We start from the raw sequence: 25,448 nt of genomic DNA on the forward strand, positions 1-25,448 counted from the left end.
GCCTTGCGCAGAAAGATGATCCGGCACCCGAAGCGCTCGAATCCAGTCGAGAAGATGATGGGGCCCAATCAACCCATTTTTTGGGTTGTGAGCAAAATGTTTATGAACGCCAGATTACATTGACTTACGAATGTAACCAATTTGCCACAGTGCTTCAGCGCGGCCAAAATTGGTTGGAAGCTCAAGAGTTTCTCACCCATAAGCAACTTGATTACATGAGAAACCAGCGAAAAAGTTGCATTATGGTTACTCAGATCGCCTCAATTGAAATAAAATATCAACCGCCTTTTTCTGGCAGGAACAGGAGCGGGTCCAGCCGCGCGTCATTCCACTTTATGCTCCAATGGAGGTGAGGGCCCGTTGCGCGACCGGAGGAACCAATTGCGCCAATCAATTGCCCCTGTTTTACTTGCGAACCCTGCGCAACATCCATCCGGGACAGGTGCAGAAATGCACTGTTGAGACCCTTGCCATGGTCAATGATCAGCAAATTGCCTTCAAGACTGAAAGGTTTCTTGGTCGCCAACACAACGACACCATCGGCTGGAGCGACGATCGGTGTTCCGCTCTCACCCGTCGCGATGTCCAGACCGGTGTGATAACTGCCCGGTTCACCGCGATAGATCCGCTGCGAGCCGAAACGGCCGGATATGCGGCCAGTGACCGGCCAGATGAAATCCTGCGACCAGCCATCGCTTTGCGCATGGACGGCGCGCGCCTTCCAGATCTGTTCCAGCTCAGGGCGCCGAATACGCATGAAGGATTCGCTCGCCCCCCCCGAGCGGCGCGCCACATTCACATGTTCGATCTGCCAGTCGCGGGGCGAGACGATGATCTGACGGGTGATTTCGCGCCCATCGGCAAGCACAGCCTTCAGCATCGCACTGGGGTCTGCATCGCGGTCAAAGGCCGCAAAGAAGGACCCATCCGCGTCGAGATCAAGCTTCTGTTCCCCGAGCCAGGCCTCTGTCGTGCCAGCCGGAGCTTCACCACGAATCCAGCCGCCTTGCGTCAATTCGCCAGAATAGGAGAACACGGCCGGTTTGGCGGGAGCGGGAGCTGGTGTGGGTGCCGGGGCAGGTGCGTGTGTGACGGGTTGCGCCGCAGCGGCTGCCTGAGGTGCCGGCGTATCGGCGGGTTCGCTCGCCTGAGGGACACATGCAGCAAGGGCAATGGCCCCGCTCAACAGCAAACAGCCTTCACCCCGCATCTTGATCACTCCCCGTCGAGAATACGGCGAGTGGCGATCTGAGCCGAAGCGTAGGGTTCCTGACGCTCCACACTCCAATATGTCAGCTCTTCCACATCGATCCGTTCGCCGGTGACGGCACAGGTTACGAACTGGCCGGGCTTGACCATGCGGAAGGCACTGGGGCCATAAATCAGCGTTGCGGGGCGATCATCTGAAGACATCAACATGCCCAGCCATGTAGGAAACGAGCGCGCATCGGGCAAGCACCCTGCCGCCAGTTGCACTCAGAACAAGTCGCCCTGCTTCGGCGGCGCGGCGGATGGAGTGGTTGACGGCTTAGCATCGGCACGCGCCTTTTTCGTGGTTTTCGGAGCGGGCGCGGGCTTCGGACCGGAGGCAGGGGGCGCGGAAGTGTCGGCGGTATCTGTGCGCACCTGCAATTCACCGTCGCGAAATTCCAGTGTAAGGCTGCTTTGCGCCACGGCGGCTGAGCGGCTGCCAATGGTCTGGCCATCGGGCGCAACAACGCGGGCAAAGCCGCGTTCCAAAGGCAATTTGGGATCGAGTTGCGGCAGGACGCGGGCCAGCTTTTCAAGATCATCGCGCCATTTGCCAAGCCGGCGCTGCAACAAGGCGGGTGTCAGCCCCACCCGTTCCAACCGGCGTTTTTCCTCCGCAACACGCCGTTGCACGACCGCAGGACGCAGACCGCCAGCCTTCTGGTTAAGGTCGCGTTCGGCCCGTGCCGCACGGTCAGACAGGCCGCGGCGGAGCCTTTCGCGCAAATCATCGAGTTTCTGTTCCGACGGCTGAGCCAGCATATCCGGACGCGGCAGGCGAGCAATGCGCGCATCAAGCCGCTCCTGTCCCAGCTGAACCGGGCGCAAGGCGCAACGTTGCTGTCGCAGACCGAATTCAGTCAGCGTCGCCGCCAGATCACGCAGCACCGGCACGGCAATTTCCGCGGCCGCAGTAGGCGTGGGCGCGCGCCGATCGGCGGCAAAATCGGCCAGCGTGTTATCGGTTTCATGGCCAACGGCACTGATGGTGGGGATGGGGCTTTCGGCAATGGCGCGCACCACCACCTCTTCATTAAAGCTCCACAGATCCTCGATCGAACCGCCGCCGCGCGCAATGATCAGCAAATCGGGGCGCGGTACCGCGCCGCCCGCTGTGATTGCACCGAATCCGCGGATTGCCGCTGCCACCTGCTCAGCCGAACCCTGCCCTTGCACCATGACCGGCCACAGCAGCACCTGGCTTGGAAACCGGTCAGCCAGACGGTGGAGAATATCGCGAATCACCGCGCCGGTTGGCGACGTCACGACGCCGATCACCTGCGGGATATAAGGCAGTGGCCGCTTGCGCTCCTGCGCGAACAGACCCTCTGCCTCAAATCGTTTCCGATTGCGTTCGAGCAGCGCCAGCAGGGCGCCTTCACCGGCAATCTCCAGACTCTCGATCACCACCTGATATTTGGAACGTCCGGCATAGGTGGTCAGCTTGCCTGTGGCGACGACTTCGATGCCGTCTTCGGGCACAAATGACAGGCGCTGCGTGCTGCCGCGCCACATCACGCCGTCGATCACCGCCTTATCATCCTTCAAGGCGCAATAGAGGTGGCCTGACGCCGCGCGTTTGACCCCGGAAAGCTCCCCACGCAGCTTCACATGGCCAAAGCGATCCTCCACAGTCCGCTTGAGCAGAGTCGAAATTTCGGTGATGGATAGCGGAGCAGCGTTGTCGCCGGGCGCGCCCTTGGCTACGAGCCCGCCAGCGAAATTATCACTGTCGAAGGAAGAGCCGGCCATGAATATCCTTTTGCTGGGATCGGGAGGACGCGAACATGCGCTTAGCTGGAAGCTGGCGCAATCCCGGCTGGTGGCCGATGGTGCGGGCACCCTCTTTGCCGCACCGGGAAATCCGGGCATCGCCGAGCATGCCGAAAGCGTCAAGCTCGATGTAACCGACCATGCACAGGTTGCGGCATTCTGCGCCGACAAGGGCATCGGCCTGGTGGTGGTCGGCCCGGAGGCTCCGCTGGTGGATGGCCTGGCCGATTCGCTGCGGGCAGAAGGGGTGGCAGTCTTCGGCCCCTCCCGCGCGGCAGCGCAATTGGAGGGCAGCAAGGGCTTTACCAAGGATTTGTGCGAAAGAGCCGGCATCCCGACCGCCGGATATGTCCGCACCACATCGCTGGAACAGGCGCTATCCGCGCTGGACCGCTTTGCCGCCCCTTATGTGCTCAAGGCTGATGGCCTCGCCGCAGGCAAGGGTGTGGTCATTGCCGAAAACCGCGCCGATGCCGAAGCCGCACTGGCCGACATGTTCGACGGCCGCTTTGGCGAAGCCGGCGCCGAAGTGGTGATCGAGGAATTCATGGAGGGTGAGGAAGTCAGCTTCTTCGCCATCACGGATGGGGCCACCATCCTCGCCTTTGGCAGCGCGCAGGACCACAAACGCGTAGGCGAAGGCGATACCGGCCCCAATACCGGTGGCATGGGCGCTTACAGCCCGGCCCCGGTGCTGACGCCGGAATTGCGCGCCCAGGCAATGCAGCGCATCATTGCCCCCACCGTGCACACTCTGGCCGAAGACGGCACACCCTATTCCGGCGTGCTCTATGCCGGGCTGATGCTGACGGAAGATGGCCCGAAACTGGTCGAATATAACTGCCGTTTCGGTGATCCTGAATGCCAGGTTCTGATGATGCGCCTGCAGGCCGATCTGGGCGACTATATGCTGGCCTGCGCCGAAAGCAGTCTGGCCCAGATGGAGCGGCCACGCTTCGCCAAGAAGACCGCGCTAACGGTCGTGATGGCGGCTAATGGCTATCCCGATACGCCGGAAAAAGGCGGCCAGATTGGCCAGTTGGCCGAAGCCGAGGCGCATGGGGCCAAAATCTTCCATGCCGGAACGAAAGCGGCCGATGGCGGCGTGCTGATGGCCAATGGTGGCCGCGTTCTGACCGTCACAGCACTCGGCGAAACCGTTCAGGAGGCACAGCAGGAAGCCTATCGGGCCGTGGATCTGATCGATTTCCCGAGCGGTTTCTGTCGCCGCGACATTGGCTGGCGCGAAGTGGAACGCGAACAGGGCTGATGGCCAAAATGGACCTTATCGTCGCATAAAATAAGGGGGAGCCTGGCCAAGCCCTGCTCCCCCTTATGGCATTCAGCTGTGGTCGCTATCTCAGCCGAGCTTTTTGGTCATCAGCGCGGCCAGATCCTGTTCGGAGCGTGCACCGTAATGCGAGATGATTTCGGCAGCCGCAATGGCGCCCATCCGCAGACATGTGCCGAGATCATCACCCTTCACATGGCCTTTAAGGAAACCAGCGGCGAACAAATCGCCCGCTCCGGTCGTATCCACGACCTTGGCAATCGGTTCGGCCGGGACTTCAGCCCGTTCGCCGTTTTTGACCGCAACCGCACCTTCGGCACTGCGGGTGACAACCACCGTGGGGACTTTCTTCGCCAGCTCGGCCAGCCCGTCATCAAAATCATCCTTGCCCGTCAAAGCGGCCAGTTCATGATGATTGGCGAACAGGATATCGATCAGCCCCTGATCAATCAGTTCGCGGAAATCATCGCCATGCCGGCTGATGACGAAGGGGTCCGACAGGGTGAAAGCAACTTCACGCCCGGCATTCTTGGAGGCTTCGATCGCCCGGCGCATGGCCGCACGCGGTTCTTCCGGGTCCCACAGATAGCCTTCAAGAAACAGCACTTTGCCCGCAGCAATCAGCTCGGGATCAATGGTTTCAGGCGGGAGAAACTGCGTCGCGCCCAGATAGGTGTTCATCGTACGCTGCCCGTCAGGCGTCACGAAAATGAGGCAGCGTGCGGTCGGCGGCTCCCCTTCGCGGGAGGGCGTATCAAAATCGATCCCGACGGCGCGAATGTCATGCGCGAACACTTCGCCGAGCTGGTCCTGCGCCACCTGACCGATAAAGGCACATTGCGCGCCGAGCGAGGACAGGCCGGCCAGAGTGTTGGCAGCTGAACCACCCGAAATTTCCTGGGCCGGTCCCATTGCTGCATAAAGCTCCCGCGCACGATCCGTATCGACCAGCGTCATGCCTCCACGTTCAAGGCCAAGCTCTTCGATCAGTTCGTCTTCACAGGGGGACATCACATCGACAATAGCATTGCCGATGGCGACGACATCGTATCTGGGTTCAGTCATGAATTTCCTCTCTTGCGGGTAAGGCGTCGTTGACTTGAAGCTAATCGCACCTAATCGCAACCCTACATGGCAAGCATAATCAACAGTCTGGCGCGCGCTCTGGGGCAATTTACCGACCCGGCAATGCTGCGCATCCTGCTGAAGAGCGTGGCCATAACGCTCATTTCCTTCATCCTGCTGGCAATTGGCGGCTGGTTTGCTTTCGACCGTATCCTTGCTCTGGCAGGGGTGAGCGATGCGCGTTTTTCCGGATCTGCCGAAATGCGCGGACTGGTTTCGCTGTTGCTGACCTTCGCGGGATTGTGGCTGGGCTGGAGGCTGATCGCAATGGCGGTCATTCAGTTCTTTGCCGACGATGTCGTGGTGCTGGTGGAAAAACGGCATTATCCCACCGCCGCTGCTACGGCACGCAACGTGCCATTGGCCGAAGAAATCCGGTCCGCCCTCAAATCCACAGCGCGGGCCTTGCTGGTTAATTTGCTGGCCCTGCCCTTCGTCATTTTACTGCTGGTAACGGGCGTAGGCAGCGCGATCCTGTTATGGCTGGTCAATGGCTGGCTGATCGGCCGCGAATTGCCCGAAATGGTCTGGCTGCGTCATCGCAGTGCCCCCGGCATCCCTTCCCCGATTTCAACTATGCAGGCCACGATGCTTGGCCTGATCATTGCCGGGATGCTCATCGTGCCCTTTGTCAGCTTTCTTGCCCCGCTGCTTGGCGCGGCGGCGGCAACCCACCTTCTGCACCGCATGAAAGGCCCGATTGATGAGGTTTAACCCAGCGCTTATCTTGCTGCCGCTGCTGGCGGCCTGCGCGTCAGGCGGCATCGTGCCGCCTTCATCAGCCCCCGCGCGGCCCTCCCCCGGCTATGTCCCCCCAACGCGCATTCCTACACCGCCGCCCACCGGCGAGTTCCGCGTGCCCGAAATTCTGCGCGCGCCCGGGCTGGAGGGTGTTATCCAGCAGGACCGCTCCGCCTTGATCCGCCAATTCGGATCGCCCCGGCTGGACGTGACGGAAGGCGATATGCGCAAATTGCAATTTGCGGGGCAAGCATGCGTGCTGGATATATTCCTCTACCCCCTGCGGCCCGGCGCAGAGCCAGTGGCAACCTATGTCGAATCCCGCCGCGCCAGTGACGGGCGCGAAGTGGACCGCGCCGCCTGTGTTTCGGCATTGCGTAGGTAGCATCGTAACATTGCCTTAAACCCCTTGCGGTTATCTTGAGGTGGCCAACAGGGGTGCTTAATTATGACCGAGATTGCCGACATCATCCGGCATGCCGCCACCAGCGGGCATATCGACGCGGATCAGCTGGCTGCGTTGCGCGCCGCAAGCTGGGCCGATGGCGTGATTTCGCGCGCGGAGGCGGAGGCGCTCTTCGATCTGGAGAATGCCCTGCAGAGCAGCAGCCCGGAATGGGCCGCCTTTTTTGTCGAGGCGATCAGCCATTACGTGCTCGAAACGCTGGAACCGCGCGGCTTTGTCGCGGATGAACAGGCGGATTGGCTGATCGAGCAGATCCGCAGCAGCAGCACGGCCGCGACCATGACCGAGCTGGAGCTGCTGACCCGGCTGATCGAACGGGCGGAAAATGTCCCCGAAACGCTGAAAACCTATGTCCTGAAATCTCTGGAAGATGCCGTACTCCTTGGTAGCGGGCGTTCGCTCAGCGCGGCAGAACCCGTGCCCTGCCATGTCACGCAGGAAGAGTGCCGGATGATTCGGCGCATTATTTTCGCCCCCGCCAGCGACCGCCCGGCCGCCGTCAGCAAGCGTGAGGCGGAAATGCTCTTCAGGGTCAAGGATGCCTGTATCGAAGGGGATAATGCCGAAGATTGGCAGACCCTGTTCGTCCAGGGTGTCGGCAATTATTTGATGACCTATGTTCCCAGAGATGCGCAGATGGACCGTGAAAGAGCCGCGCAATTGCAGCAATTCATGACTTCGGGATCACGCGGTATCGGCGGTTTTCTGACCCGTGCGGCGCAGGAGGCCCCCCAGAGTCTCAACCTCCTTTTCGCCCGCAAGCCAGCCGCGGGCAAAGCTGACGAAGCGGCACCACAATCGGAACCGGAACCGGGCATTTCAGCCCGCGGCAATACGGATCAATCGTGGCTCACCCGGCATATCGACGCCAACGGACGTATTGATCCTTATGATCAGGCCTTGCTTGATTTTCTGGCGACCGAACAATTTCAAACCTGAGCGAGATATAATGATGCGGTGAATGCATATATAATGTTTCCTCGCATCATATTTGATTAGGCAAAGCGCCCAAATGGGTATAAATTCCTGTCCAGACCACCGCTTCCGGTGGGCAATAGCAATCGCTTTCGACGGAATTCATAATTGCGCGGCAATCTTCTGATCGCTTCTGACACATGCGGCCCGATCTGGCCGGCTTGCCCAGCATGCATCACCCGCGCGCATAGAATATTCTCCCCAGAACCCGTCATGTTCCGCAACAGCCAATCTGGCCTGCTGAAGGACCGCCCATGTTCAAACGCGTAAAGCCGCTCGACGCCATATTGGCGACAGCCGGCAAAAAATCGCTCGAGCGTACGCTCGGCCCCGTGCAACTTACCTTGCTCGGCGTTGGTGCCATTATCGGCACCGGCATTTTCGTTCTTACCTCCGCCGCGGCGCAAAAGGCCGGGCCGGGTATGATTGTCAGTTTCATTATCGCAGGCACAGTCTGTGCCATCGCCGCCCTGTGTTACTCCGAAATTGCTTCAATGGTGCCGGTTTCCGGCTCTGCCTATACCTACAGCTATGCCGTGGTCGGCGAATTGCTGGCCTGGATGGTCGGTTGGGCGCTGATCCTTGAATATGCCGTGGCCGCTTCGGCGGTTTCGGTGGGCTGGTCTGGCTATTTCATGGGACTGGTGGAAAGCTGGACCGGGCTGACCATACCCCCCTCGCTCGCATCCGGCCCGGCATGGTCGATGTCCGGCCCCGATTTCAGCCACGGGATTATCAACCTGCCAGCCATCGTGGTCGCCATGGCGGTGACCGCACTCCTGATCCGTGGCACCAAGGAATCCGCTTTTGCCAACGCCGTTCTGGTGGCGATCAAGGTCGTGGCGCTCACCCTGTTTATCGTGCTGGCTCTGCCGAAAGCCGACGCGCCGCATTTTCAACCTTTCGCACCCAATGGCTGGTTCGGTCCCGAAGGCACTTCCGGGCTCGGAATCGTCGGCGCTGCCGCGTCAATCTTCTTTGCCTATGTCGGTTTCGATGCCGTATCGACCGCAGCAGAGGAAACCCGCGATCCGCAGCGTAACGTGCCGATCGGCCTGATCGGAAGCCTCGCCATCTGCACCGTGTTCTATCTGCTGGTCGCCGCTGGCGCCATCGGCACCATCGGTGCGCAGCCGACCGCGCTGGGCGTTCAGCCCGGTTCCGCCGAATTTGCCAAGGAATGCGCGGCTCTGGCGGCGCAGGGGCAGAACCCGCTGGTCTGTTCGGACGAAGCGCTGGCCCATGTACTGCGCGCCATCAATTATAGCTGGGCAGGTGATCTGGTTGGCCTGGCCGCCAATCTGGCATTGCCATCGGTGATCCTGATGATGCTCTACGGCCAGACACGCATCTTCTTCGTGATGGCGCGTGACGGCCTGCTGCCCGAAAGGCTGGCAACCATCCATCCCAAATATAAGACGCCCTATGTGGTGACGTTGATGACCGGGATTTTCGTCGCAATTGCCGCCGCTTTGCTGCCGGTCGGGCAATTGGCCGACATTTCCAATTCCGGCACCCTGTTCGCCTTCTTCATGGTGTCGCTGGCGGTGCTGCTGCTGCGCGTTCGTGATCCGGGCCGCAAACGCCCTTTCCGGACACCATTGGTATGGGTGATCGCGCCGCTTTCCATGCTCGGCTGCATCGCCTTGTTTGTGAATCTGCCGATCGAAGCGATGCTGGTGCTGCCCATCTGGGGCGGGATCGGTCTGCTGGTCTATTACGCCTATGGCTATCGCAAGAGCCATGTCGGACGCGGCTTGATGGAAGTGCATGAGCGGGATGCGGATGCTCCGCAGCAACCCGTCCCGCCAATCGATTAAGCCCCCCCCCAAAACAAAACCCCGCCCCGGAGTACTTCCGAGGCGGGGTTTTTCATGCGTTAGCGTAGGAGCGAAGCCGTCAGACCATGAAGCTTTCGCCGCAGCCACAGGCCCCTTTCGCATTGGGATTATCGAACACGAAGCCTGCGGTGAAATCGTCCTCGCGCCAATCCATCACCGACCCGACCAGGTAAAGCACCGAGGCACCATCGATATAGAATGTGCCGCCGGGCGTTTCGATTTTCTCGTCAAAGCCCTGCTCTTCATCCACATAATCGACCGAATAGGCGAGCCCCGAACAGCCTCGGCGCGGAGTGGACAATTTCACCCCGATGGCGCCTTCAGGAGCCTTGGCCATCAAATCGGCCACGCGTTGTTCCGCGGCGCTGGTCAACGTGACCGCAGCCGGAATCTGGCGGGTTTTGGTCTCGCTCATCACAGCATCCCCAGTTCAAGACGCGCTTCGTCGCTCATCTTGGAGGGGTCCCAAGGCGGATCCCACGTCACATTGACCTGCGCATCGCGGACACCCGGCAGATTGCCGATCCGCAATTCGATCTCACCCGGCATGGTTTCAGCCACCGGACAATGCGGCGTGGTGAGCGTCATGGTCACGACCACATCGGCCTCTTCAGCGACATCGACGCCGTAGATCAGACCCAGATCATAGATATTCACCGGGATTTCCGGGTCATAAATATCTTTCAGCGCTTCGATCACCGCATCGTAAAGTGCACCGCCGGGTTCGCCCGCACTCGCCGTTTCAGGCGTCTTGGACAGAAAGCCTTCGAGATAGTCTTTCTTGCGGTTGAGCTTGTCGGACGCGGCTTCCTCGGCTGGCGGCAATCGGACGTCGGCGCTTTCGGCAATGTCCTCTACCCGCGCACGGGGCGGCTTGGTCACGGCAGCCACTTCCTCATTGGGCGGCGGCGCGGCGACATAATCCTTCTTTTCGCTCGTCTCGCTCATCCGAAAATCCTTTTCGTCCGTTCGATGCCGCGGATCAGCGCCGCCACATCTTCTTCATCGCTATAGAGGCCAAAACTGGCGCGGGCCGTGGCGGTCACGCCAAGATGTTCCATCAATGGCTGAGCACAATGATGCCCGGCCCGGATGGCGACATTTTCTTCATCCAATATGGTGCCCAGATCATGCGGATGAACCCCGTCCATCGCGAAACTGATAATCCCCGCCGATTCCTCGGGCCCGAACAGCGTCAAATCGTTCATGCCGCGCAAAGCGTCTCGCGCCTGATTCACCAGCCGCGTCTCATGCGCGTGGATCTGCTCCAGACCGATATGCGACACATAATCGCAGGCCGCAGCCAGTCCGATTGCCTCGACAATCGCCGGGGTGCCCGCTTCAAAACGCTGCGGCGCGGGGGCATAGGTGGTCTTGGCGAAGGTGACCTTGTCGATCATCGCCCCGCCGCCCTGCCACGGCTTCATGCTATCCAGACTCTCAGCCTTGGCCCACAGTGCACCGATACCGGTGGGGCCATAGAGCTTATGACCGGAAAAGACGTAGAAATCGCAATCCAGCGATGCGACATCAACCGGCAGACGCGGAACGGCCTGACAACCATCCAGCAGCAGCTTCGCGCCGACACAATGCGCCAGACCGGCTGCACGCTTCACATCCAGCATGGAGCCCAGCACATTGGAGACATGCGCGAGCGCCACCAGCTTGTGCTGCGGGGTGAGCATCTGCTCCATCGCGTCGAGATCAATCACGCCATCGGCGGTCAGCGGACAGACATCGATCTCAATACCGATCCGGTCGCGCAGCAATTGCCAGGGCACGATGTTGGAATGATGCTCCAATTGCGACAGGAGCACCCGGTCGCCCGCTTTCAGATGCATCTCACCCCAGCTATAGGCGACCAGATTAATCGCCTCGGTCGCACCGCGAGTGAAGACGATTTCAGCCTCTTTGCCGCCAATGAATTCCGCCACGCGGCGGCGCGCGGCTTCATATCCCAGCGTCATTTCCGCCGAACGACCATAAACTCCGCGATGGACGGTGGCGTAATCCACGCCGATCGCCTGCGTCACCGCATCGATCACCGCTTGCGGTTTTTGCGCGGTGGCGCCGGTATCGAGATAGTGCCACGGCGCGCCCGATGCCGTCACCATGCCGGGGAAGTCAGCCTTGCGGGAAATGGTGGCCGTGTCGCTCACAATTTCTCTCCAACCGCGCTCAGCGCCTGGTCGAGCAATTCGCCCTGCTTGTCCTCGTCATCCAGCGCCGCGAAGGCATCGGCCAGAAATGCGCGGACCAGCAATTTGCGCGATTCCTCCGGTGAAAGACCGCGTGCCGCCATGTAAAACCGAGCCTGCTCATCAAGCTGACCGACGGTGGCACCATGGGCGCATTTCACATCATCGGCGAAGATTTCCAGCTGCGGCACAGCATTGGCCGCTGCCCCGCGTTCGAGCAGCAGGCCTTTGAAATCCTGCGCCGCATCGGTTTTCTGCGCGTGACGTGCAACATCAATCCGGCCAAGGAAATTGCCCACACCGCGGCCCCAATGGACCGCGCGGATGGTCTGGTTGGAGGTCGCCTCCGGCTCGGCGTGAATCGTGCGGGTAACGAATTCGCGGGTGGTCTGTTCACCGCCCAGTGTTACCCCGCCAAATTCAAAATGCGCGCCTTTGCCCAGCGTGACTTCCACTTCGACGCGGCCGAGCTGACTGCCGGCATTGACGGCGAATAATTCACACCGCGCGCCGTCACCAACCTGCACCCGCAGGCGGTGGAGTTCGACATCATCCGTCTTATCCAGATGGAAGAATTCGCGGTAGGTTTCACCCGCTGCCACAGTGACACTGCGCCAGTCATTGATTGCCGCAAGGTCGAGCGTCTGCAGCGCGTCCACATCGGAATAACGCCATTCCTCCGCCTTGCGCGTGGGATAGTTTGCTGTGTCTGCCATCAGGCGGCCACCGTTTCATAACCTTCATTTTCAAGTTGCAAGGCCAGTTCCGGCCCGCCGCTGGTGACGATCCGGCCCTTGGCCAGCACATGCACCTTATCCGGCTTCACATAGTCCAGCAGGCGCTGATAATGGGTGATCAGCAACACGGATTTTTCGGGCGTGCGCATGATCGAATTGATCCCTTCGCCCACGGTGCGCAGCGCATCGATATCGAGCCCGGAATCGGTTTCATCCAGCACGGCAAATTGGGGATCGAGAATGCCCATCTGGACCATTTCGGCGCGCTTTTTCTCGCCGCCCGAAAAGCCGACATTCACATTGCGCTTCAACATTTCCATGTCGAGTTTGAGCAAACCGGCCTTTTCCTTGGCAAGCTTCAGAAATTCGCCGCCGCTCAGCGGTTCTTCACCGCGATATTTGCGCTGAGAGTTCAGTGCCTCGCGCAGGAACTGGACGTTGGAGACACCGGGAATTTCGACCGGATATTGGAAGCCCAGAAACATGCCGGCAGAGGCGCGTTCATGCGGAGCCAGATCGAGCAGATCCTGCCCGTCGAACGTCACGGAACCTTCGGTAACTTCATAGCCCGGACGGCCACCCAAGACATAGGCCAGCGTGCTCTTGCCCGCACCATTGGGGCCCATGATGGCATGGATTTCGCCCGCATTCACCTCGAGCGAGAGGCCGTTGAGGATTTTCTTGCCGTCAATTTCGGCGTGGAGATTTTCAATTTTCAGCATGATTATGTCCTGGAATGCGGGTAACGGCCGGACCGCGCCCTGTCCTTCTGTTCACGATGCGCGGCCCGCGCTTCCTGCTTGTCAGCTATGCGCAGACGCATACCCGCGGTGATGCGGACCAGCACCTCATCCATATTTTCGAGAATATCCTGCGCCGCGATATGCATCACGCGCACCCCCACCGCTTCAAGGCTCTTATCCCGCCGGCGGGCAAGGGCTTCAGGCGCGTCATCTTCATCAATCACGATCGCCATGCCCAGCTGGTGGCAGGAGAAATCGACAATCGCCGATCCGATAACGGCAAAGCGTTTGAAGGAATAACGACCGAAATCGGCCTTGGAAAACCGTTCCGCCAGCGCGCTATGCGCTTCGGAGGGATCACGCTTCATTTCACGCGCACGGTCATGCAGCACATCGAGCCGCTTGTCCGAAATTTCCCAGCCGCGCCCCCGTTTCTTGATCGCGGGTTCGCCGCCGGCATCAGCATCGCGCAGTTGCAGAGTTTTACGCTCGGTCATTACCCGACACTCCCTTCGAGCGAAATGGCGAGCAGCTTCTGCGCCTCAACCGCGAATTCCATGGGTAATTCCTTCAAGACTTCTTTGGCGAAGCCGTTCACGATCAGCGCCACGGCCTGTTCTTCATCCAGACCGCGCTGCATCGCGTAAAACAGCTGATCATCGCTGATCTTGGAGGTGGTTGCCTCATGCTCGATCTGCGCGGTGGGGTTCTTCACTTCAATATAGGGGACCGTATGCGCCCCGCATTCGTCACCCAGCAGCAATGAATCGCACTGCGTGAAATTGCGGGTGTTTTCCGCATTGGGACCAATGCGGACCAGCCCGCGATAGGTGTTGTCACTGCGCCCGGCGGAAATACCCTTGGAGATGATGGTGGAGCGGGTGCCCTTGCCATTATGGATCATCTTGGTGCCGGTGTCGGCCTGCTGGCGGTTGTTGGTGACGGCGACCGAGTAGAATTCGCCGACCGAATCCTCTCCATTCAGCACGCAGCTGGGATATTTCCAGGTGACGGCGCTGCCGGTTTCAACCTGTGTCCAGCTGATCTTCGAACGCGCGCCCTGGCACAGACCGCGCTTGGTCACGAAATTGTAAATCCCGCCCTTGCCTTCGGAATCGCCGGGATACCAATTCTGGACGGTCGAATATTTGATTTCCGCATTTTCCATGGCGACCAGCTCGACCACGGCGGCATGCAGCTGGTTCTCGTCACGCATCGGCGCGGTGCAGCCTTCGAGATAGGACACATAGGAGCCCTTCTCCGCGACGATCAAAGTCCGTTCAAACTGACCCGTGTTTTCCGCATTGATGCGGAAATAGGTGGACAGCTCCATCGGGCAGCGCACGCCTTCGGGAATGTAGACGAAGGTCCCGTCGGAAAAGACCGCGCAATTCAGCGTGGCGAAGAAATTATCCTGCTGCGGCACCACTTTGCCGAGATATTTCTTCACCAGATCGGGATATTCGCGGATCGCTTCGCTGATCGAGAGGAAGATCACGCCGGCCTTCTTCAACTCTTCGCGGAACGTCGTGGCCACCGATACGGAATCGAACACCGCATCCACGGCGACCTTGCGCGCGCCTTCGACGCCGGCGAGCACTTCCTGTTCTGCAATCGGAATGCCCAGCTTGTTATAGACAGAGAGAATTTCCGGATCGACCTCGTCCAGACTTTTCAGCGTTTCCTTCTGCTTGGGCGCGGCATAATAATAGGCATCCTGATAATCGATTTCAGGATAGCCGACCTTCGCCCAATCCGGCTCCTCCATAGTCTGCCAAAGGCGGAAGGCCTTCAGCCGCCAGTCCAGCATCCATTGGGGTTCGTTCTTCTTCGCCGAGATGAAGCGCACGATGTCTTCATTCAGGCCCTTGGGCGCGAATTCCTGCTCAATGTCGGAATGGAAGCCGAATTCATAGGTTTCCAGACGCTTGGCAGCATCGCGCGCCTCCTGGTCCATTTGCGGCTGTTCCGCCATGGTTTTGGTGTCGATCTGGTCAGTCATGCGGGAACTTTCATCTGGGCAAGGCGGGTGAGCGGAACATCGGCCAGCGCGCCGCGTACAGCCTCATTGATCATTGGCCAATGCGGTTTCACCGAACATTGGTTTTCAAGCAGGCAATCATGCTTGGCAGGCTCAACGCAGGACGTCAGCGCTATCGGCCCTTCAATCGCCTCGACAATATCGGCGACGGTGATTGCGGCGGCCGGTCGGGCCAGCTGCAATCCCCCGCCAATACCGCGATGCGACCGCAGCAAACCGGCGGATGTCAGGCGGCTGACCACCTTTTGCACGGTCGGCACGGGCAGCCCGGTTTCCTGCGCCAGTTCCGCCGCCGACACGCGCACACCGCCACAATGACGCGCAGCAGCGCTCATCGTGATAATCGCATAATCGGCCATGGAACTTAGTCGCATTGGTCATCCCGTTTTGCCTGCCTTCATCGCATCCGATTAAAATCGGACCGAATCAGTCTTGTTTGTGCATCTAGGGATTCTGCGGGGCTTTTTCAAATCAGAAGGGCTTTCGCCCCATAAAGCGACAGATCTGGAACCGCCGGGACAAATCATAAAAAAAGGGCGGTCCCTTTGTCGGAACCGCCCTAAAAGTCGAGAACTCGTTGCATTCCTGCTTCGAGCCCTTCGGGTCGCATATGTTGGAATAGCGGGATTGTTGATTCGTCTATTGTAAGAAAACGACATATTTGCAAAAGTTTGTGCAGCAATGGCCTAACACGGTGTGTTACGTAGAATCTTGAAATGCGCGGCCGCCGTGCGGCGTGACAGGCTAAGGAGGCTCTGCCATAGCTCCGCGCATGATCTATCGCCTGCTTCGTCCCGCCATTTTCCAAATCGACCCGGAACGTGCCCACGGCCTCGCGCTGAACGCACTGAAATACCTTCCGCAGAAGGCTGCAGCTCCCGCATCCCCACGGTTAGCCAGCAATGTGGCCGGACTCGATTTTCCCAATCCGGTGGGCATGGCGGCAGGTTTCGACAAGGATGGCGAGGTGCCTGACGCCCTGCTGGGCCTCGGCTTTGGCTTTGCAGAAGTGGGATCAATCACTCCGCTGCCCCAGCCGGGCAATCCCAAGCCGCGCCTCTTTCGGCTAAGCGAAGACCGCGCGGTGATCAATCGTATGGGGTTCAACAATGGCGGTGCCAAAGACGCTGCGGCGCGATTGGCCAGCCGCCAACAGCGCGGCGGCATTGTCGGGATCAATATCGGCGCCAATAAGGATTCCCCCGACAGGGTCGCGGATTATGCGACCATGGCGCGTATCATGGCGCCTCTGGCATCCTATCTGGCGGTCAATATTTCCAGCCCCAACACACCGGGCCTGCGCGCCTTGCAGGATGAAGGTGCCCTAGGGGCATTGCTGGATGCAATTGTTGAAGCTGTCGGGCCATCTGGACCGCCGATCTTTCTGAAAGTGGCACCTGATCTGCAACCGGCGGACGTCGATGCCATTTCGCGCATCGCGATGGATCGCGGGCTGAACGCCTTGATCATCAGCAATACGACGATTGAACGTCCAGCGCTGAAATCAGCCAAGGCGGCGGAAACCGGCGGTCTTTCCGGGGCCCCTTTGCGCGATATGGCGCTGACGCGGCTGCGCGATTTTCGCCGTGCAACCGGCGGGGCGCTCGCCCTGATCGGGGTCGGCGGTATTGCCAGTGCCGATGATGCCTGGGCGCGGATCAGGGCCGGAGCCTGTCTGGTGCAGCTTTACAGCGCGATGATTTATGAAGGACCGGCAATCGCCCGCGTGATTTGCCGCGGCCTGGACCAACGCCTGGCGCGTGATGGATTCGCATCCATTGCTGAAGCTGTCGGAAGCGAATAGATATCCCAGTCATGTTACGCCGCATCCTTTCTTCGTTGGCCATCCCGCTCCTGCTCAGCGCGTGCAGCACGGCTCCCCTCACCCCGCCCGCGACCGCCTCGGCCGGTGATCCGTCCAGCACGGCGCCTGACGTTTCTGACGCCGGACAGGCGGTGGTATCCGCCGCGGATCCGCGTGCGGCCGAGGCCGGGGCCGCAATCCTGCGCGCCGGGGGCAGTGCCACGGACGCCGCCATTGCGACGATGCTGGCGCTCAATGTCGTTGAGCCGCAAAGCTCGGGCATTGGCGGGGGCGGATTTTATGTTCGCGGCACTGCAGAGGGCGAAGTTGAAACGATCGATGGCCGCGAAACGGCGCCTGCCGGGGCCGATCCGCAATGGTTCCTTGACGAAAGCGGCACTCCGCTGCCTTTTCCAGAGGCTGTGCTCACGGGCCTGAGCATCGGTGTCCCCGGCAATTTAAGGCTGGCGGCGCTGGCGCATGAAAAGCATGGGCAGCTCCCCTGGGCGGATCTGTTCGCCCCGGCGATCACGCTGGCGCGTGACGGTTTCACGGTAACGCCGCGGCTCCACGGCTATCTGGAACGGGTGAAGGACCGCGCCGCCAATGACCCCGCCGGCGTTGCCCTTTATTATCAGGCTGATGGCAGCGCGATTCCGGCCGGATCGACCCTGCGCAATCCCGACTTGGCAGAAACGCTGACGCGGATTGCACAAGCAGGGGCGGACAGTTTCTATGAAGGTCCGCACGGGCAGGCGCTGGCCGAAAAAATCGCCTCCGTCACACCGCGCCGGTTAGGCGAGGCCGGAGCTGAGAGCGGGGCGATGGTCGCGGCAGATATTGCCGGTTACGAAGCCAAAGCGCGCACACCTGTCTGCGGCACCTATCGCCTCTATCGCATTTGCGGGATGGGCCCGCCTTCCTCTGGCGCGACGACGGTTTATGCCGTTCTGAAACAGCTCGAACGCTTTGATCTTGCCGCGATGGGGCCGAATTCTCCGGTGTTCTGGCATGTCTTTGCCGACAGCCAGCGGATCGCCTATGCTGATCGCGAGCTTTATCTCGCCGATAGCGACTTTGTCGATGTGCCTGTCGCCGGCCTGACCGATGCGAATTATCTGACCCGGCGCGGCCTGTTGATCGATCCGAAGCATGCCTTGACCAAAGTCGAAGCCGGACATCCCGCAGGCGCAGCAATCAGTCGGGCCGATGGTGACGAACCGGTGGAGAACGGGACGTCGCATTTCGTGGTTATCGACGATGATGGCAATGCGGTCAGCTACACCTCCACGGTCGAAGGGCCCTTCGGCTCCGGCCACATGTTTGGCGGCTTCTTCCTCAATAATGAACTGACCGACTTCAGCTTTTCGCCGGAAAAAGACGGTAAGAGCGTCGCCAATCGTGTGGAAGGCGGCAAACGCCCGCGCAGTTCGATGTCACCCAGCGTGGTATACGATCCGCAAGGCAAGATGGTGCTGGTGGTTGGCGCCGCTGGTGGCGGGACGATTCCGGTGCAAGTGGCCAAGGCCATTATCGGGGTGATCGATTTCAATCTGTCGGTGGAAAGCGCCATCGCCCTGCCCGGCCTCTATGCCCCCGGCGACACTGTCTATATTGAACCGGGCACGGCGCTCACCGCAATGCAGGCTGATCTGGAGGCGATGGGGCATACGGTTGCCGCCCGGTCCATGCCCTTCAAGGCCAATGCCGCGCAGCGTGTCGATGGCGAGTGGGTGGGCGCGGCCGATCCGCGCAGCGAAGGCGCCGTGGCGCATCCGTGACGGCGCGATGACCGCCGCCTGACCAACATATATCTCCACGGGTTGCCCGGAGGCTCTCCGCACTCTAATCCTGCTGTATCTAGGGGCCTTTCGGGGCTGAGGGGAAGAGGATCAGTGGTTTGCAGCTGTCGGATTTTCAATCCGCCGATAATCTGGTGCGGCTGTTTCTGGACCGCGCAGATGAACTTGGCGACGCTGCTTTTCTAAGCGCGAAAAAAGAGGGCGTCTGGACCGCGATCAGCTGGACAGAAGCCGCGCGGCAAGTCTGCCTGCTGGCTGAGGCGCTGCGGGATATGGGCCTGCAGGATGGCGACCGGGTGATGCTGGTTTCGGAAAACCGGCCAGAATGGTGTCTGGCCGATCTGGCCATTATGGCGGCAGGCTGCATCACCACGCCGACCTACACCACCAATACCAGACGCGACCATGTGCATATTCTGGACGATTCCGGGGCCCGGGCTGTTATCGTGTCCAATAACAAGCTGGCCCAGCCGCTGATCAGCGCAATGGCGCATGCCGGGGTGGCGGAGCATCTTATTGGCATCGAAGAACTGCGCGCTGGCCAGAAGGGTGATGTCACCTTCCACCAATGGGGCGATCTGGTTCAAGGCAACATCGGCATCGCTCGACATGCCACTGAAAGCCGGGTGCAGTCCCTGCGCCGCCGGGACACGGCCTGTATCATCTATACCAGCGGTACGGGCGGAGCGCCGCGCGGGGTGAAGCAGCATCATGGTGCGATTCTGTGCAATGTTTACGGCGCAGCCAAGGTGCTGGAGCATGATTTTGGTTGGGATAAGGAGCGGTTCCTGTCCTTTTTGCCTCTCAGCCATTCCTATGAACATACGGCTGGCCAGTTCTTGCCCATCGGGATGGGGGCGGAAATCTGGTATAGTGAAGGTCTGGACAAGCTTTCGGGCAATATCGAGGAAGCTCAACCCACGCTGATGGTTGTCGTCCCGCGCCTGTTCGAAGTGCTGCGAACCAAAATAATCAAACAGGTCCGTCAGCAGGGCAAACTGGCCGAAAGACTGATGGAGATGGCGCTCGATCTCGAAGAACGGCAGACAAACGGCGATGAGAGGCTGAGCGACGGAGTCAAAAACCTAATCCTCAATCACACTTTACGTCCAAAGATTCGGGCTAGATTTGGGGGCCGGTTGAAGGCGCTGGTCTCAGGCGGGGCCCCGCTCAACCCTGAGGTCGGGCATTTCTTTCAGGCACTGGGTATGGTGATGCTGCAGGGCTATGGTCAGACAGAGGCCGCGCCCGTGGTCAGTTGCAATTATCCCAGTGCCGGGATCGATATGAAAACGGTTGGCCCGCCGCTGGACGGGGTCGAAGTTGCCATTGCAAAAGACGGTGAGATTCTGGTGCGCGGCGAGCTGGTGATGCATGAATATTGGCGCAACCCCAGCGCAACCGCCGCCTCGCTGCAGGATGGATGGCTGCATACGGGCGATATCGGCCATCTGGATAGCGCCGGACGGATCGTGATTACGGACCGGAAAAAGGACATGATCGTCAATGACAAGGGCGACAATATCGCCCCGCAGAAAATCGAAAGCATGCTGACGCTGCAGCCCGAAATCGGGCAGGCGATGGTGCATGGTGAACAGCGTCCTTATATCGTCGCGCTCATCGTCCCCGATGCGGAATGGATGGCGGAATGGGCCGCCGCGCAGGGCCTGTCAGCGGGTCAGGGCATAGTGCCGAATCTGCAAAGCTTGCGTGATAATGAGGCGTTTCGGGCCAGCTTGCGCAAAGCGGTCGACAGAGTGAATGAGGACCTCTCCGTCACCGAAAAAGTACGGCGGATCACCTTGGCCGATGACGGTTTCACCATCGAGAACCATGAATTGACGCCCAGCCTGAAGATTCGGCGGCACAAGATCCGCGATCATTATGGTGACCGGCTGAACGGCCTTTATCGCTCCTGATATCGAGCGAGGCTGCAGTCAGGCAGCGTCAAGTTCTTCCGGGTAGAAGCGCGGCTCGGCCTCGGACCATGCCACCGCTGTCGCGGCAGATTCGCTGAGTGAATGGAGCAGGCCCTTACGGCGATCAGGCGCCATTTGCGGAGCTGCGGCAGCGGCGCAGAAGGCGGATGGAAGCCAGGGTCGCGCCCGCGCGCCCAGCAGCCGCTCATACAGAAAACGATAGGCGGAAAAGCTCTCCAGCCCGTTTTCGCTCAGATCCTCGACCGAAATGACGATCAGGCGGGACAGGAATTCTCCGTAATCGGATCGCTCCGTTGCCAGAGGAATCAACGGGCGCAGGTCAGCATAGCGGGCCGGGTCGCTTTGCTCGTCTTCCGATTCGGCAAAGGCGGCCAGACGTTCCCACAAGCCGCGGCTCTGCATCCGGCTCGACGCGCGCAAAGCGGCCAGTCGACGCTGAATAAAAAGCTGTTCGCTTTCTGAAAAACTGGCGAATTCGCGCAATTCCGAAATTGCCAGAGAGTCCATTGGGGCCCGTGCCATTCCTGTCATCCCGTTTCGATTACAGGACGCTTATCGGTCATTCAGGTTAGCATTGGGTAAAGGCCTGCCTGGCTGATATGCAGACAGGCCCGATTTGTCAGATCAATCCGGCCAGCGGGCTGGAGGGATCGGCATATTTGCGCGTTCCCATACGTCCGGCGAGATAGGCATTGCGGCCCGCTTGGACGGCCAGCTTCATCGCATGTGCCATGCGAATCGGGTCCTTTGCCTCAGCAATGGCCGTGTTCATCAGCACACCGTCACAGCCCAGCTCCATCGCCACGGCTGCCTCGCTCGCCGTGCCGACCCCGGCATCAACCAGCACCGGCACATTGGCACCCTCCACGATCAGGCGAATGGTGACCTTGTTCTGAATACCAAGCCCCGAACCGATCGGCGCGCCCAGCGGCATCACCGCGACCGCGCCGGCTTCTTCCAGCTGTTTCGCGGCAATCGGATCATCGACGCAATAGACCATCGGCTTAAAACCTTCACTGGCCAGCACTTCCGTCGCTTTCAGCGTTTCACGCATATCGGGATAGAGCGTGCGCGCTTCGCCCAGCACTTCCAGCTTCACCAGATCCCAGCCACCGGCTTCGCGGGCCAGACGCAAAGTGCGGATCGCGTCATCGGCCGTGAAGCAGCCGGCCGTGTTGGGCAGATAGGTGATTTTCTTGGGGTCGATATAATCGGTCAGCATCGGGGCCTTGGGATCGGATACATTCACCCGGCGCACGGCCACGGTGACGATATCCGCTCCGCTGGCCTCGACCGCAGCTGCGTTTTGTTCGAAATCCTTATATTTCCCGGTGCCGACAATCAGGCGAGAGCGAAAACGCCGTCCTGCCACTTCCCAGCTATCGTCTGACGCGGCGGGTACATCCCCCTGCCCGCCGCCGACAAAGTGAACGATTTCAAGGTTGTCGCCGTCCGCCAGCGCGGCGGCTTCCAGTGTCGAGCGCGGCACAACCACACCATTATGTTCCACCGCCACTTTCTCTGGCGTCAGGTCCAGCTCGCGCACCAGGGCGGCAATGGTGGGGGCTTCACTCCGGCGGGTTTCGCCGTTCACGGTCAATGTGTGGATTGCAGTCATGCAAGCGAGATAGCGTGTCTTATCCGTGGCGCAAGTTAGACAGATGACCCCATGCCACCAAAGCCACTCCGATAACGGTCATCACGGCCTCTTCCACACCATGACCAACCACCAGCGCACCGCCCATAAAGAGCAGGCCCGCAGTGGCGATAAGCAGAGGTCCCGGGCGCCGATGGCGGACCATGCCAATGCCGATCGCAAGACCGGCAATCACCGCCGCCATGGCCAGCCCAAAGCGGTGAATCGACGGGTCCATCAAGACACCGCCGCCCAGGCCAAGCACCGCGACCAGCACAACGCCAAGCACACAATGCACAGCACACAGGCCCGAAAGCCACATGCCAGCCCGGTCGAGACAGGTGCGCAAGGATGAAGGATGTGGGGCGCTCATGCAGCGTCATTTATGTGACAACATATCATTTGACAAGAGAGTCTCTTGTTCCTCTTGAGATTTTTTGTCTCCGGGGGCAGGGCAGGCGCATGAGCAAGACGGTTATTCATCGCGGCGCAGCTGCGGATCAGGTGCCGGGCCAATTGTCAGCTTTGCGCCCTCTCGCCCTCTCTCGCTGGTTATTCATTGTGGCAGCGCTGGTGGCCATGATGGTGGCCGTGGGGGGCATTACCCGGCTGACCGAAAGCGGGTTGTCGATCACCGAATGGAAACCGGTCACCGGTGCCCTGCCCCCCTTGTCGGAGGCGCAATGGCAGGCCGAATTCGCCGGCTATCAGCAGATTGGCGAATATCAGCAGATCAACGGTCCGGCCGGGATGACGCTGAGTGATTACAAGTTCATCTATTTCTGGGAATGGTTCCACCGCTTGCTGGGCCGCGTGATTGGTCTGGCCTTTGCCTTGCCGCTGATCTGGTTCTGGGCGAAAAAAGCCATCCCGCCGGGCTACAAACCGCGTCTGGTCGCCTTGCTGGCACTCGGCGGACTGCAAGGCGTCTTTGGCTGGTATATGGTGCGCTCGGGTCTTTCGACCAGCATGACCGATGTGAGCCATTTCTGGCTCTCCATCCATTTGCTCACCGCGCTCTTTACGCTGGCCGGGCTGGTCTGGACGTCGCTCGACCTTCGGCTGCTCGCACGCGATCCCTCGGCGCGCCCCGCGCGCTTGCGGCCGCTGGCAGTAATCGCCGGCGTCATCCTTTTCATTCAGTTGATGTTGGGCGCATGGGTCGCGGGTCTGAATGCGGGGCTGGCTTCCGACACATGGCCGCTGATGCAGGGACGTATTTTTCCGGAGGTGAATTGGTCGAACGGCGCCTTTTGGGCCTTCACCCATGATCCGTTTTTGCTGCATTTCGTCCATCGCTGGTGGGCCTGGGTGGTTGTGGCGGTGCTGATTGTGCTGGCGCGTTATGCCAAACGGCAGGGCCATCGCCTGTCCTCCATTGCGGTGCATAGCGCCTTCGGCACCCAGATCCTGCTGGGCATTCTGACCGTGCTGACCGGCGTGATGTTGTGGATCGCCGTACTGCATCAATTGGTTGGGGCTCTGCTGGTGGTGGCGACCGTCTGGGCCGCGCATGTCATCGGCCGCCGACCGGGCATCTAGGGCAGACATGGCGGACATCTCCCCTCCCGCAGCCTTGATCTGGTGCCCTTTCGAAAATGCACAGGATGCGCGTCAGGCGGCGCGTATTCTGTTATCCGAAGGGTTGGTCGCCTGCGCCAATATCATGCCCGACATGCAATCGCTCTATATCTGGGAAGGCGAACAGGGCGAGGCACAGGAATGCGGCGCGCTGTTCAAGACCGCACCGGCCAGCCTGATTACTGCCATTGCGCGGCTTGAAGAGATTCATCCCTATGACACACCCGCCATTATTGGCTGGAATGCAGACGAAACCACACCCGCGACGCGCAGCTGGCTGGCCAATCCGCTGGGCTCATCCGCCGGCTGAGCAGCCCCGCTTACAACAAGAGGTATTATTTTACCTTCCGCGTAAAGCCCGGATTTGCTTGACTTGCGCGTGATCTCAGCGCAAATGGCGGCCGCTTCGACCGAAAGGATCACCGATTCTTCCCGGCGAAATTGAAATACGAAACTAAGGATTGAACAGCCATGAAGGCGCTCAGCACAACCACCCGGTCGATCAAACCGGCCGAGGTGGAAAAGAAATGGCACCTGATTGACGCCGAAGGCCTCGTTGTTGGCCGTGTCGCTTCGATCATCGCCAATATACTGCGCGGCAAGACCAAGCCGAGCTTCACCCCGCATGTCGATTGCGGCGATCACGTCATCGTGATCAATGCCGACAAGGTGTCGTTCACTGGCAAGAAGCGCAATGAAAAGGTCTATTACAAGCACACCGGCTATGCTGGCGGCATCAAGGAAGTGACTGCCGACAAGGTGCTCGACGGTCGTTTCCCCGAGCGCGTGCTTGAAAAGGCTGTGGAACGCATGGTTCCGCGCGGCCCGCTTGGCCGTCAGCAGATGAAGGCCCTGCACCTGTTTGCTGGCACCGAGCATCCCCATGAAGCTCAGAAGCCTGAAGTGCTCGACATCGCTTCGATGAACCGCAAGAACAAGGCGACCGCGTAATGGCCGACGAAAATAACACCGTTTCCGATCTTGCCGATCTGAAGAACATCGCTGGCGATGCTCCTGCGGCTGACGAAGTTTCCGGCGAAACCGTTGCTCCTGCTGCTCCTACCGCGCCGCTGCGCGAACAGGAACTGGATGCACAGGGCCGCGCCTATGCCACTGGCCGCCGTAAGGATGCCAGTGCCCGCGTGTGGCTGAAGCCCGGCACCGGCAAAGTGACTGTGAATGGCCGTGACCAGGAAGTGTATTTCGCACGTCCGACACTGCGCCTGATCATCAACCAGCCCTTCGAAATCACCGAACGGGTTGGCCAGTATGACGTGGTCTGCACCGTGACCGGTGGTGGTCTTTCGGGCCAGGCCGGTGCGGTAAAGCATGGCATCAGCCAGGCACTCAGCAAATTTGAGCCGGTCCTTCGCTCCACTGTGAAGACCGCTGGCTTCCTGACGCGTGACAGCCGTGTCGTTGAACGTAAGAAATATGGCCGTGCGAAAGCACGTCGTAGCTTCCAGTTCTCGAAGCGCTGATCTCACGATCACTTGCGAATAT

General features: G+C 60.1%; 27 protein-coding genes. 12 read left to right on the forward strand and 15 right to left on the reverse strand.

Annotated features, from left to right (window positions below; translation table 11 throughout):
- Positions 1 to 277 precede the first annotated feature (277 nt).
- From GRI91_RS07445 to xseA, 3 genes are read right to left on the reverse strand one after another with little or no spacing between them, the layout of a single operon-like run.
- Positions 278 to 1,186 carry a M23 family metallopeptidase gene (locus GRI91_RS07445; protein ID WP_237437734.1) on the reverse strand — a complete coding sequence of 303 codons (909 nt, stop codon included), beginning with the start codon at positions 1,184 to 1,186 and terminating at the stop codon, positions 278 to 280.
- 29 nt (positions 1,187 to 1,215) lie between these two features.
- The gene (locus GRI91_RS07450) at positions 1,216 to 1,419 is read right to left on the reverse strand and encodes a DUF2093 domain-containing protein (protein WP_160736043.1); all 204 of its coding nucleotides are present in this window, start codon (positions 1,417 to 1,419) and stop codon (positions 1,216 to 1,218) included.
- A gap of 57 nt (positions 1,420 to 1,476) precedes the next feature.
- Positions 1,477 to 3,003: an exodeoxyribonuclease VII large subunit gene (gene xseA, locus GRI91_RS07455; protein ID WP_160736044.1), complete on the reverse strand. Its 1,527-nt coding sequence runs from the start codon at positions 3,001 to 3,003 to the stop codon at positions 1,477 to 1,479.
- On the opposite strand from xseA, the gene purD reads away from it, so the two are divergent.
- The gene (gene purD, locus GRI91_RS07460) at positions 3,002 to 4,294 is read left to right on the forward strand and encodes a phosphoribosylamine--glycine ligase (protein ID WP_160736045.1); all 1,293 of its coding nucleotides are present in this window, start codon (positions 3,002 to 3,004) and stop codon (positions 4,292 to 4,294) included. The genes xseA and purD overlap by 2 nt on opposite strands.
- Positions 4,295 to 4,384: 90 nt before the next feature.
- Here the strand turns inward: purD and GRI91_RS07465 are convergent, their stop codons facing one another.
- On the reverse strand, positions 4,385 to 5,380 hold the full coding sequence (locus GRI91_RS07465) for an adenosine kinase (protein WP_160736046.1): 996 nt from the start codon (positions 5,378 to 5,380) through the stop codon (positions 4,385 to 4,387).
- 66 nt (positions 5,381 to 5,446) lie between these two features.
- Here GRI91_RS07465 and GRI91_RS07470 point away from each other — a divergent pair, with 66 nt between their 5' ends.
- The 4 genes from GRI91_RS07470 (at position 5,447) to GRI91_RS07485 (ending at position 9,442) form a co-directional block, all read left to right on the forward strand.
- The gene (locus GRI91_RS07470; protein ID WP_160736047.1) at positions 5,447 to 6,154 is read left to right on the forward strand and encodes an EI24 domain-containing protein; all 708 of its coding nucleotides are present in this window, start codon (positions 5,447 to 5,449) and stop codon (positions 6,152 to 6,154) included.
- The gene (locus GRI91_RS07475) at positions 6,144 to 6,566 is read left to right on the forward strand and encodes a hypothetical protein (protein WP_160736048.1); all 423 of its coding nucleotides are present in this window, start codon (positions 6,144 to 6,146) and stop codon (positions 6,564 to 6,566) included. Before GRI91_RS07470 ends, GRI91_RS07475 begins: the two co-directional genes overlap by 11 nt.
- A 63-nt stretch (positions 6,567 to 6,629) precedes the next feature.
- Positions 6,630 to 7,586, forward strand: a complete 957-nt coding sequence (locus GRI91_RS07480) for a hypothetical protein (protein WP_160736049.1) — start codon at positions 6,630 to 6,632, stop codon at positions 7,584 to 7,586.
- Between the two features lie 290 nt (positions 7,587 to 7,876).
- Positions 7,877 to 9,442 carry an amino acid permease gene (locus GRI91_RS07485; protein ID WP_160736050.1) on the forward strand — a complete coding sequence of 522 codons (1,566 nt, stop codon included), beginning with the start codon at positions 7,877 to 7,879 and terminating at the stop codon, positions 9,440 to 9,442.
- A 79-nt stretch (positions 9,443 to 9,521) separates the two neighbouring features.
- Here the strand turns inward: GRI91_RS07485 and GRI91_RS07490 are convergent, their stop codons facing one another.
- From GRI91_RS07490 to GRI91_RS07525, 8 genes are read right to left on the reverse strand one after another with little or no spacing between them, the layout of a single operon-like run.
- Positions 9,522 to 9,878: a HesB/IscA family protein gene (locus GRI91_RS07490; RefSeq protein WP_202385517.1), complete on the reverse strand. Its 357-nt coding sequence runs from the start codon at positions 9,876 to 9,878 to the stop codon at positions 9,522 to 9,524.
- Positions 9,878 to 10,411 carry an SUF system Fe-S cluster assembly protein gene (locus GRI91_RS07495; protein WP_160736052.1) on the reverse strand — a complete coding sequence of 178 codons (534 nt, stop codon included), beginning with the start codon at positions 10,409 to 10,411 and terminating at the stop codon, positions 9,878 to 9,880. The genes GRI91_RS07490 and GRI91_RS07495 overlap by 1 nt, the downstream gene beginning before the upstream one ends.
- Positions 10,408 to 11,622 carry an aminotransferase class V-fold PLP-dependent enzyme gene (locus GRI91_RS07500; RefSeq protein ID WP_160736053.1) on the reverse strand — a complete coding sequence of 405 codons (1,215 nt, stop codon included), beginning with the start codon at positions 11,620 to 11,622 and terminating at the stop codon, positions 10,408 to 10,410. The genes GRI91_RS07495 and GRI91_RS07500 overlap by 4 nt, the downstream gene beginning before the upstream one ends.
- Positions 11,619 to 12,377 (reverse strand): SufD family Fe-S cluster assembly protein, encoded by a 759-nt coding sequence (locus tag GRI91_RS07505; protein WP_160736054.1) that lies wholly within the window; start codon positions 12,375 to 12,377, stop codon positions 11,619 to 11,621. The genes GRI91_RS07500 and GRI91_RS07505 overlap by 4 nt, the downstream gene beginning before the upstream one ends.
- Complete coding sequence (sufC, locus tag GRI91_RS07510) at positions 12,377 to 13,120, reverse strand: Fe-S cluster assembly ATPase SufC (protein WP_160736055.1); 744 nt, start codon at positions 13,118 to 13,120, stop codon at positions 12,377 to 12,379. The genes GRI91_RS07505 and sufC overlap by 1 nt, the downstream gene beginning before the upstream one ends.
- A gap of 2 nt (positions 13,121 to 13,122) precedes the next feature.
- Positions 13,123 to 13,638, reverse strand: a complete 516-nt coding sequence (locus GRI91_RS07515) for a DUF559 domain-containing protein (RefSeq protein WP_160736056.1) — start codon at positions 13,636 to 13,638, stop codon at positions 13,123 to 13,125.
- Positions 13,638 to 15,143 (reverse strand): Fe-S cluster assembly protein SufB, encoded by a 1,506-nt coding sequence (gene sufB, locus GRI91_RS07520; RefSeq protein WP_160736057.1) that lies wholly within the window; start codon positions 15,141 to 15,143, stop codon positions 13,638 to 13,640. The genes GRI91_RS07515 and sufB overlap by 1 nt, the downstream gene beginning before the upstream one ends.
- Complete coding sequence (locus tag GRI91_RS07525) at positions 15,140 to 15,556, reverse strand: SUF system Fe-S cluster assembly regulator (protein ID WP_160736058.1); 417 nt, start codon at positions 15,554 to 15,556, stop codon at positions 15,140 to 15,142. The genes sufB and GRI91_RS07525 overlap by 4 nt, the downstream gene beginning before the upstream one ends.
- Before the next feature lie 398 nt (positions 15,557 to 15,954).
- Between GRI91_RS07525 and GRI91_RS07530 the strand changes: the two genes are divergently transcribed.
- The 3 genes from GRI91_RS07530 to GRI91_RS07540 all read left to right on the forward strand — a co-directional run bounded on the left by GRI91_RS07530 (position 15,955) and on the right by GRI91_RS07540 (position 20,707).
- On the forward strand, positions 15,955 to 16,986 hold the full coding sequence (locus tag GRI91_RS07530; protein WP_202385518.1) for a quinone-dependent dihydroorotate dehydrogenase: 1,032 nt from the start codon (positions 15,955 to 15,957) through the stop codon (positions 16,984 to 16,986).
- A gap of 11 nt (positions 16,987 to 16,997) precedes the next feature.
- On the forward strand, positions 16,998 to 18,767 hold the full coding sequence (gene ggt / locus GRI91_RS07535; protein ID WP_160736059.1) for a gamma-glutamyltransferase: 1,770 nt from the start codon (positions 16,998 to 17,000) through the stop codon (positions 18,765 to 18,767).
- Between the two features lie 119 nt (positions 18,768 to 18,886).
- Entirely contained in the window at positions 18,887 to 20,707 is a 1,821-nt protein-coding gene (locus tag GRI91_RS07540) for an AMP-dependent synthetase/ligase (protein ID WP_160736060.1), read from the forward strand.
- An 18-nt stretch (positions 20,708 to 20,725) separates the two neighbouring features.
- Here the strand turns inward: GRI91_RS07540 and GRI91_RS07545 are convergent, their stop codons facing one another.
- The 3 genes from GRI91_RS07545 to GRI91_RS07555 all read right to left on the reverse strand — a co-directional run bounded on the left by GRI91_RS07545 (position 20,726) and on the right by GRI91_RS07555 (position 22,737).
- Positions 20,726 to 21,250, reverse strand: a complete 525-nt coding sequence (locus tag GRI91_RS07545; protein ID WP_160736061.1) for a hypothetical protein — start codon at positions 21,248 to 21,250, stop codon at positions 20,726 to 20,728.
- A gap of 97 nt (positions 21,251 to 21,347) precedes the next feature.
- Entirely contained in the window at positions 21,348 to 22,346 is a 999-nt protein-coding gene (thiS, locus tag GRI91_RS07550; RefSeq protein WP_160736062.1) for a sulfur carrier protein ThiS, read from the reverse strand.
- 19 nt (positions 22,347 to 22,365) lie between these two features.
- Positions 22,366 to 22,737 carry a MerC domain-containing protein gene (locus GRI91_RS07555; protein ID WP_160736063.1) on the reverse strand — a complete coding sequence of 124 codons (372 nt, stop codon included), beginning with the start codon at positions 22,735 to 22,737 and terminating at the stop codon, positions 22,366 to 22,368.
- Positions 22,738 to 22,826: 89 nt separating this feature from the next.
- Between GRI91_RS07555 and GRI91_RS07560 the strand changes: the two genes are divergently transcribed.
- The 4 genes from GRI91_RS07560 (at position 22,827) to rpsI (ending at position 25,426) form a co-directional block, all read left to right on the forward strand.
- Positions 22,827 to 23,906, forward strand: coding sequence for a COX15/CtaA family protein (locus tag GRI91_RS07560; protein WP_160736064.1), 1,080 nt, complete (start codon positions 22,827 to 22,829; stop codon positions 23,904 to 23,906).
- A gap of 7 nt (positions 23,907 to 23,913) precedes the next feature.
- Complete coding sequence (cutA, locus tag GRI91_RS07565) at positions 23,914 to 24,255, forward strand: divalent-cation tolerance protein CutA (RefSeq protein ID WP_160736065.1); 342 nt, start codon at positions 23,914 to 23,916, stop codon at positions 24,253 to 24,255.
- A 161-nt stretch (positions 24,256 to 24,416) separates the two neighbouring features.
- A complete protein-coding gene (rplM, locus tag GRI91_RS07570; protein ID WP_160736066.1) occupies positions 24,417 to 24,896 on the forward strand; it encodes a 50S ribosomal protein L13 in 480 nt (159 codons plus the stop codon).
- Entirely contained in the window at positions 24,896 to 25,426 is a 531-nt protein-coding gene (gene rpsI, locus GRI91_RS07575) for a 30S ribosomal protein S9 (protein WP_160736067.1), read from the forward strand. The genes rplM and rpsI overlap by 1 nt, the downstream gene beginning before the upstream one ends.
- Positions 25,427 to 25,448 lie beyond the last annotated feature (22 nt).

Source organism: Altericroceibacterium endophyticum, assembly GCF_009827595.1.
GTDB classification, from domain to species: Bacteria; Pseudomonadota; Alphaproteobacteria; order Sphingomonadales; family Sphingomonadaceae; genus Altericroceibacterium; species Altericroceibacterium endophyticum.

Coding starts and splice junctions, on each gene's coding strand:
- ggt (WP_160736059.1), top strand. CDS start 16,998: ATGTTACGCCGCATCCTTTCTTCGTTGGCCATCCCGCTCCTGCTCAGC.
- GRI91_RS07515 (WP_160736056.1), bottom strand. CDS start 13,638: ATGACCGAGCGTAAAACTCTGCAACTGCGCGATGCTGATGCCGGCGGC.
- GRI91_RS07450 (WP_160736043.1), bottom strand. CDS start 1,419: ATGTTGATGTCTTCAGATGATCGCCCCGCAACGCTGATTTATGGCCCC.
- GRI91_RS07505 (WP_160736054.1), bottom strand. CDS start 12,377: ATGGCAGACACAGCAAACTATCCCACGCGCAAGGCGGAGGAATGGCGT.
- GRI91_RS07495 (WP_160736052.1), bottom strand. CDS start 10,411: ATGAGCGAGACGAGCGAAAAGAAGGATTATGTCGCCGCGCCGCCGCCC.
- GRI91_RS07470 (WP_160736047.1), top strand. CDS start 5,447: ATGGCAAGCATAATCAACAGTCTGGCGCGCGCTCTGGGGCAATTTACC.
- GRI91_RS07490 (WP_202385517.1), bottom strand. CDS start 9,878: ATGAGCGAGACCAAAACCCGCCAGATTCCGGCTGCGGTCACGTTGACC.
- GRI91_RS07465 (WP_160736046.1), bottom strand. CDS start 5,380: ATGACTGAACCCAGATACGATGTCGTCGCCATCGGCAATGCTATTGTC.
- thiS (WP_160736062.1), bottom strand. CDS start 22,346: ATGACTGCAATCCACACATTGACCGTGAACGGCGAAACCCGCCGGAGT.
- sufB (WP_160736057.1), bottom strand. CDS start 15,143: ATGACTGACCAGATCGACACCAAAACCATGGCGGAACAGCCGCAAATG.
- purD (WP_160736045.1), top strand. CDS start 3,002: ATGAATATCCTTTTGCTGGGATCGGGAGGACGCGAACATGCGCTTAGC.
- rpsI (WP_160736067.1), top strand. CDS start 24,896: ATGGCCGACGAAAATAACACCGTTTCCGATCTTGCCGATCTGAAGAAC.
- GRI91_RS07480 (WP_160736049.1), top strand. CDS start 6,630: ATGACCGAGATTGCCGACATCATCCGGCATGCCGCCACCAGCGGGCAT.
- xseA (WP_160736044.1), bottom strand. CDS start 3,003: ATGGCCGGCTCTTCCTTCGACAGTGATAATTTCGCTGGCGGGCTCGTA.
- cutA (WP_160736065.1), top strand. CDS start 23,914: ATGGCGGACATCTCCCCTCCCGCAGCCTTGATCTGGTGCCCTTTCGAA.
- GRI91_RS07560 (WP_160736064.1), top strand. CDS start 22,827: ATGAGCAAGACGGTTATTCATCGCGGCGCAGCTGCGGATCAGGTGCCG.
- GRI91_RS07485 (WP_160736050.1), top strand. CDS start 7,877: ATGTTCAAACGCGTAAAGCCGCTCGACGCCATATTGGCGACAGCCGGC.
- GRI91_RS07525 (WP_160736058.1), bottom strand. CDS start 15,556: ATGCGACTAAGTTCCATGGCCGATTATGCGATTATCACGATGAGCGCT.
- rplM (WP_160736066.1), top strand. CDS start 24,417: ATGAAGGCGCTCAGCACAACCACCCGGTCGATCAAACCGGCCGAGGTG.
- GRI91_RS07530 (WP_202385518.1), top strand. CDS start 15,955: ATGATCTATCGCCTGCTTCGTCCCGCCATTTTCCAAATCGACCCGGAA.
- GRI91_RS07475 (WP_160736048.1), top strand. CDS start 6,144: ATGAGGTTTAACCCAGCGCTTATCTTGCTGCCGCTGCTGGCGGCCTGC.
- GRI91_RS07555 (WP_160736063.1), bottom strand. CDS start 22,737: ATGAGCGCCCCACATCCTTCATCCTTGCGCACCTGTCTCGACCGGGCT.
- GRI91_RS07545 (WP_160736061.1), bottom strand. CDS start 21,250: ATGGCACGGGCCCCAATGGACTCTCTGGCAATTTCGGAATTGCGCGAA.
- sufC (WP_160736055.1), bottom strand. CDS start 13,120: ATGCTGAAAATTGAAAATCTCCACGCCGAAATTGACGGCAAGAAAATC.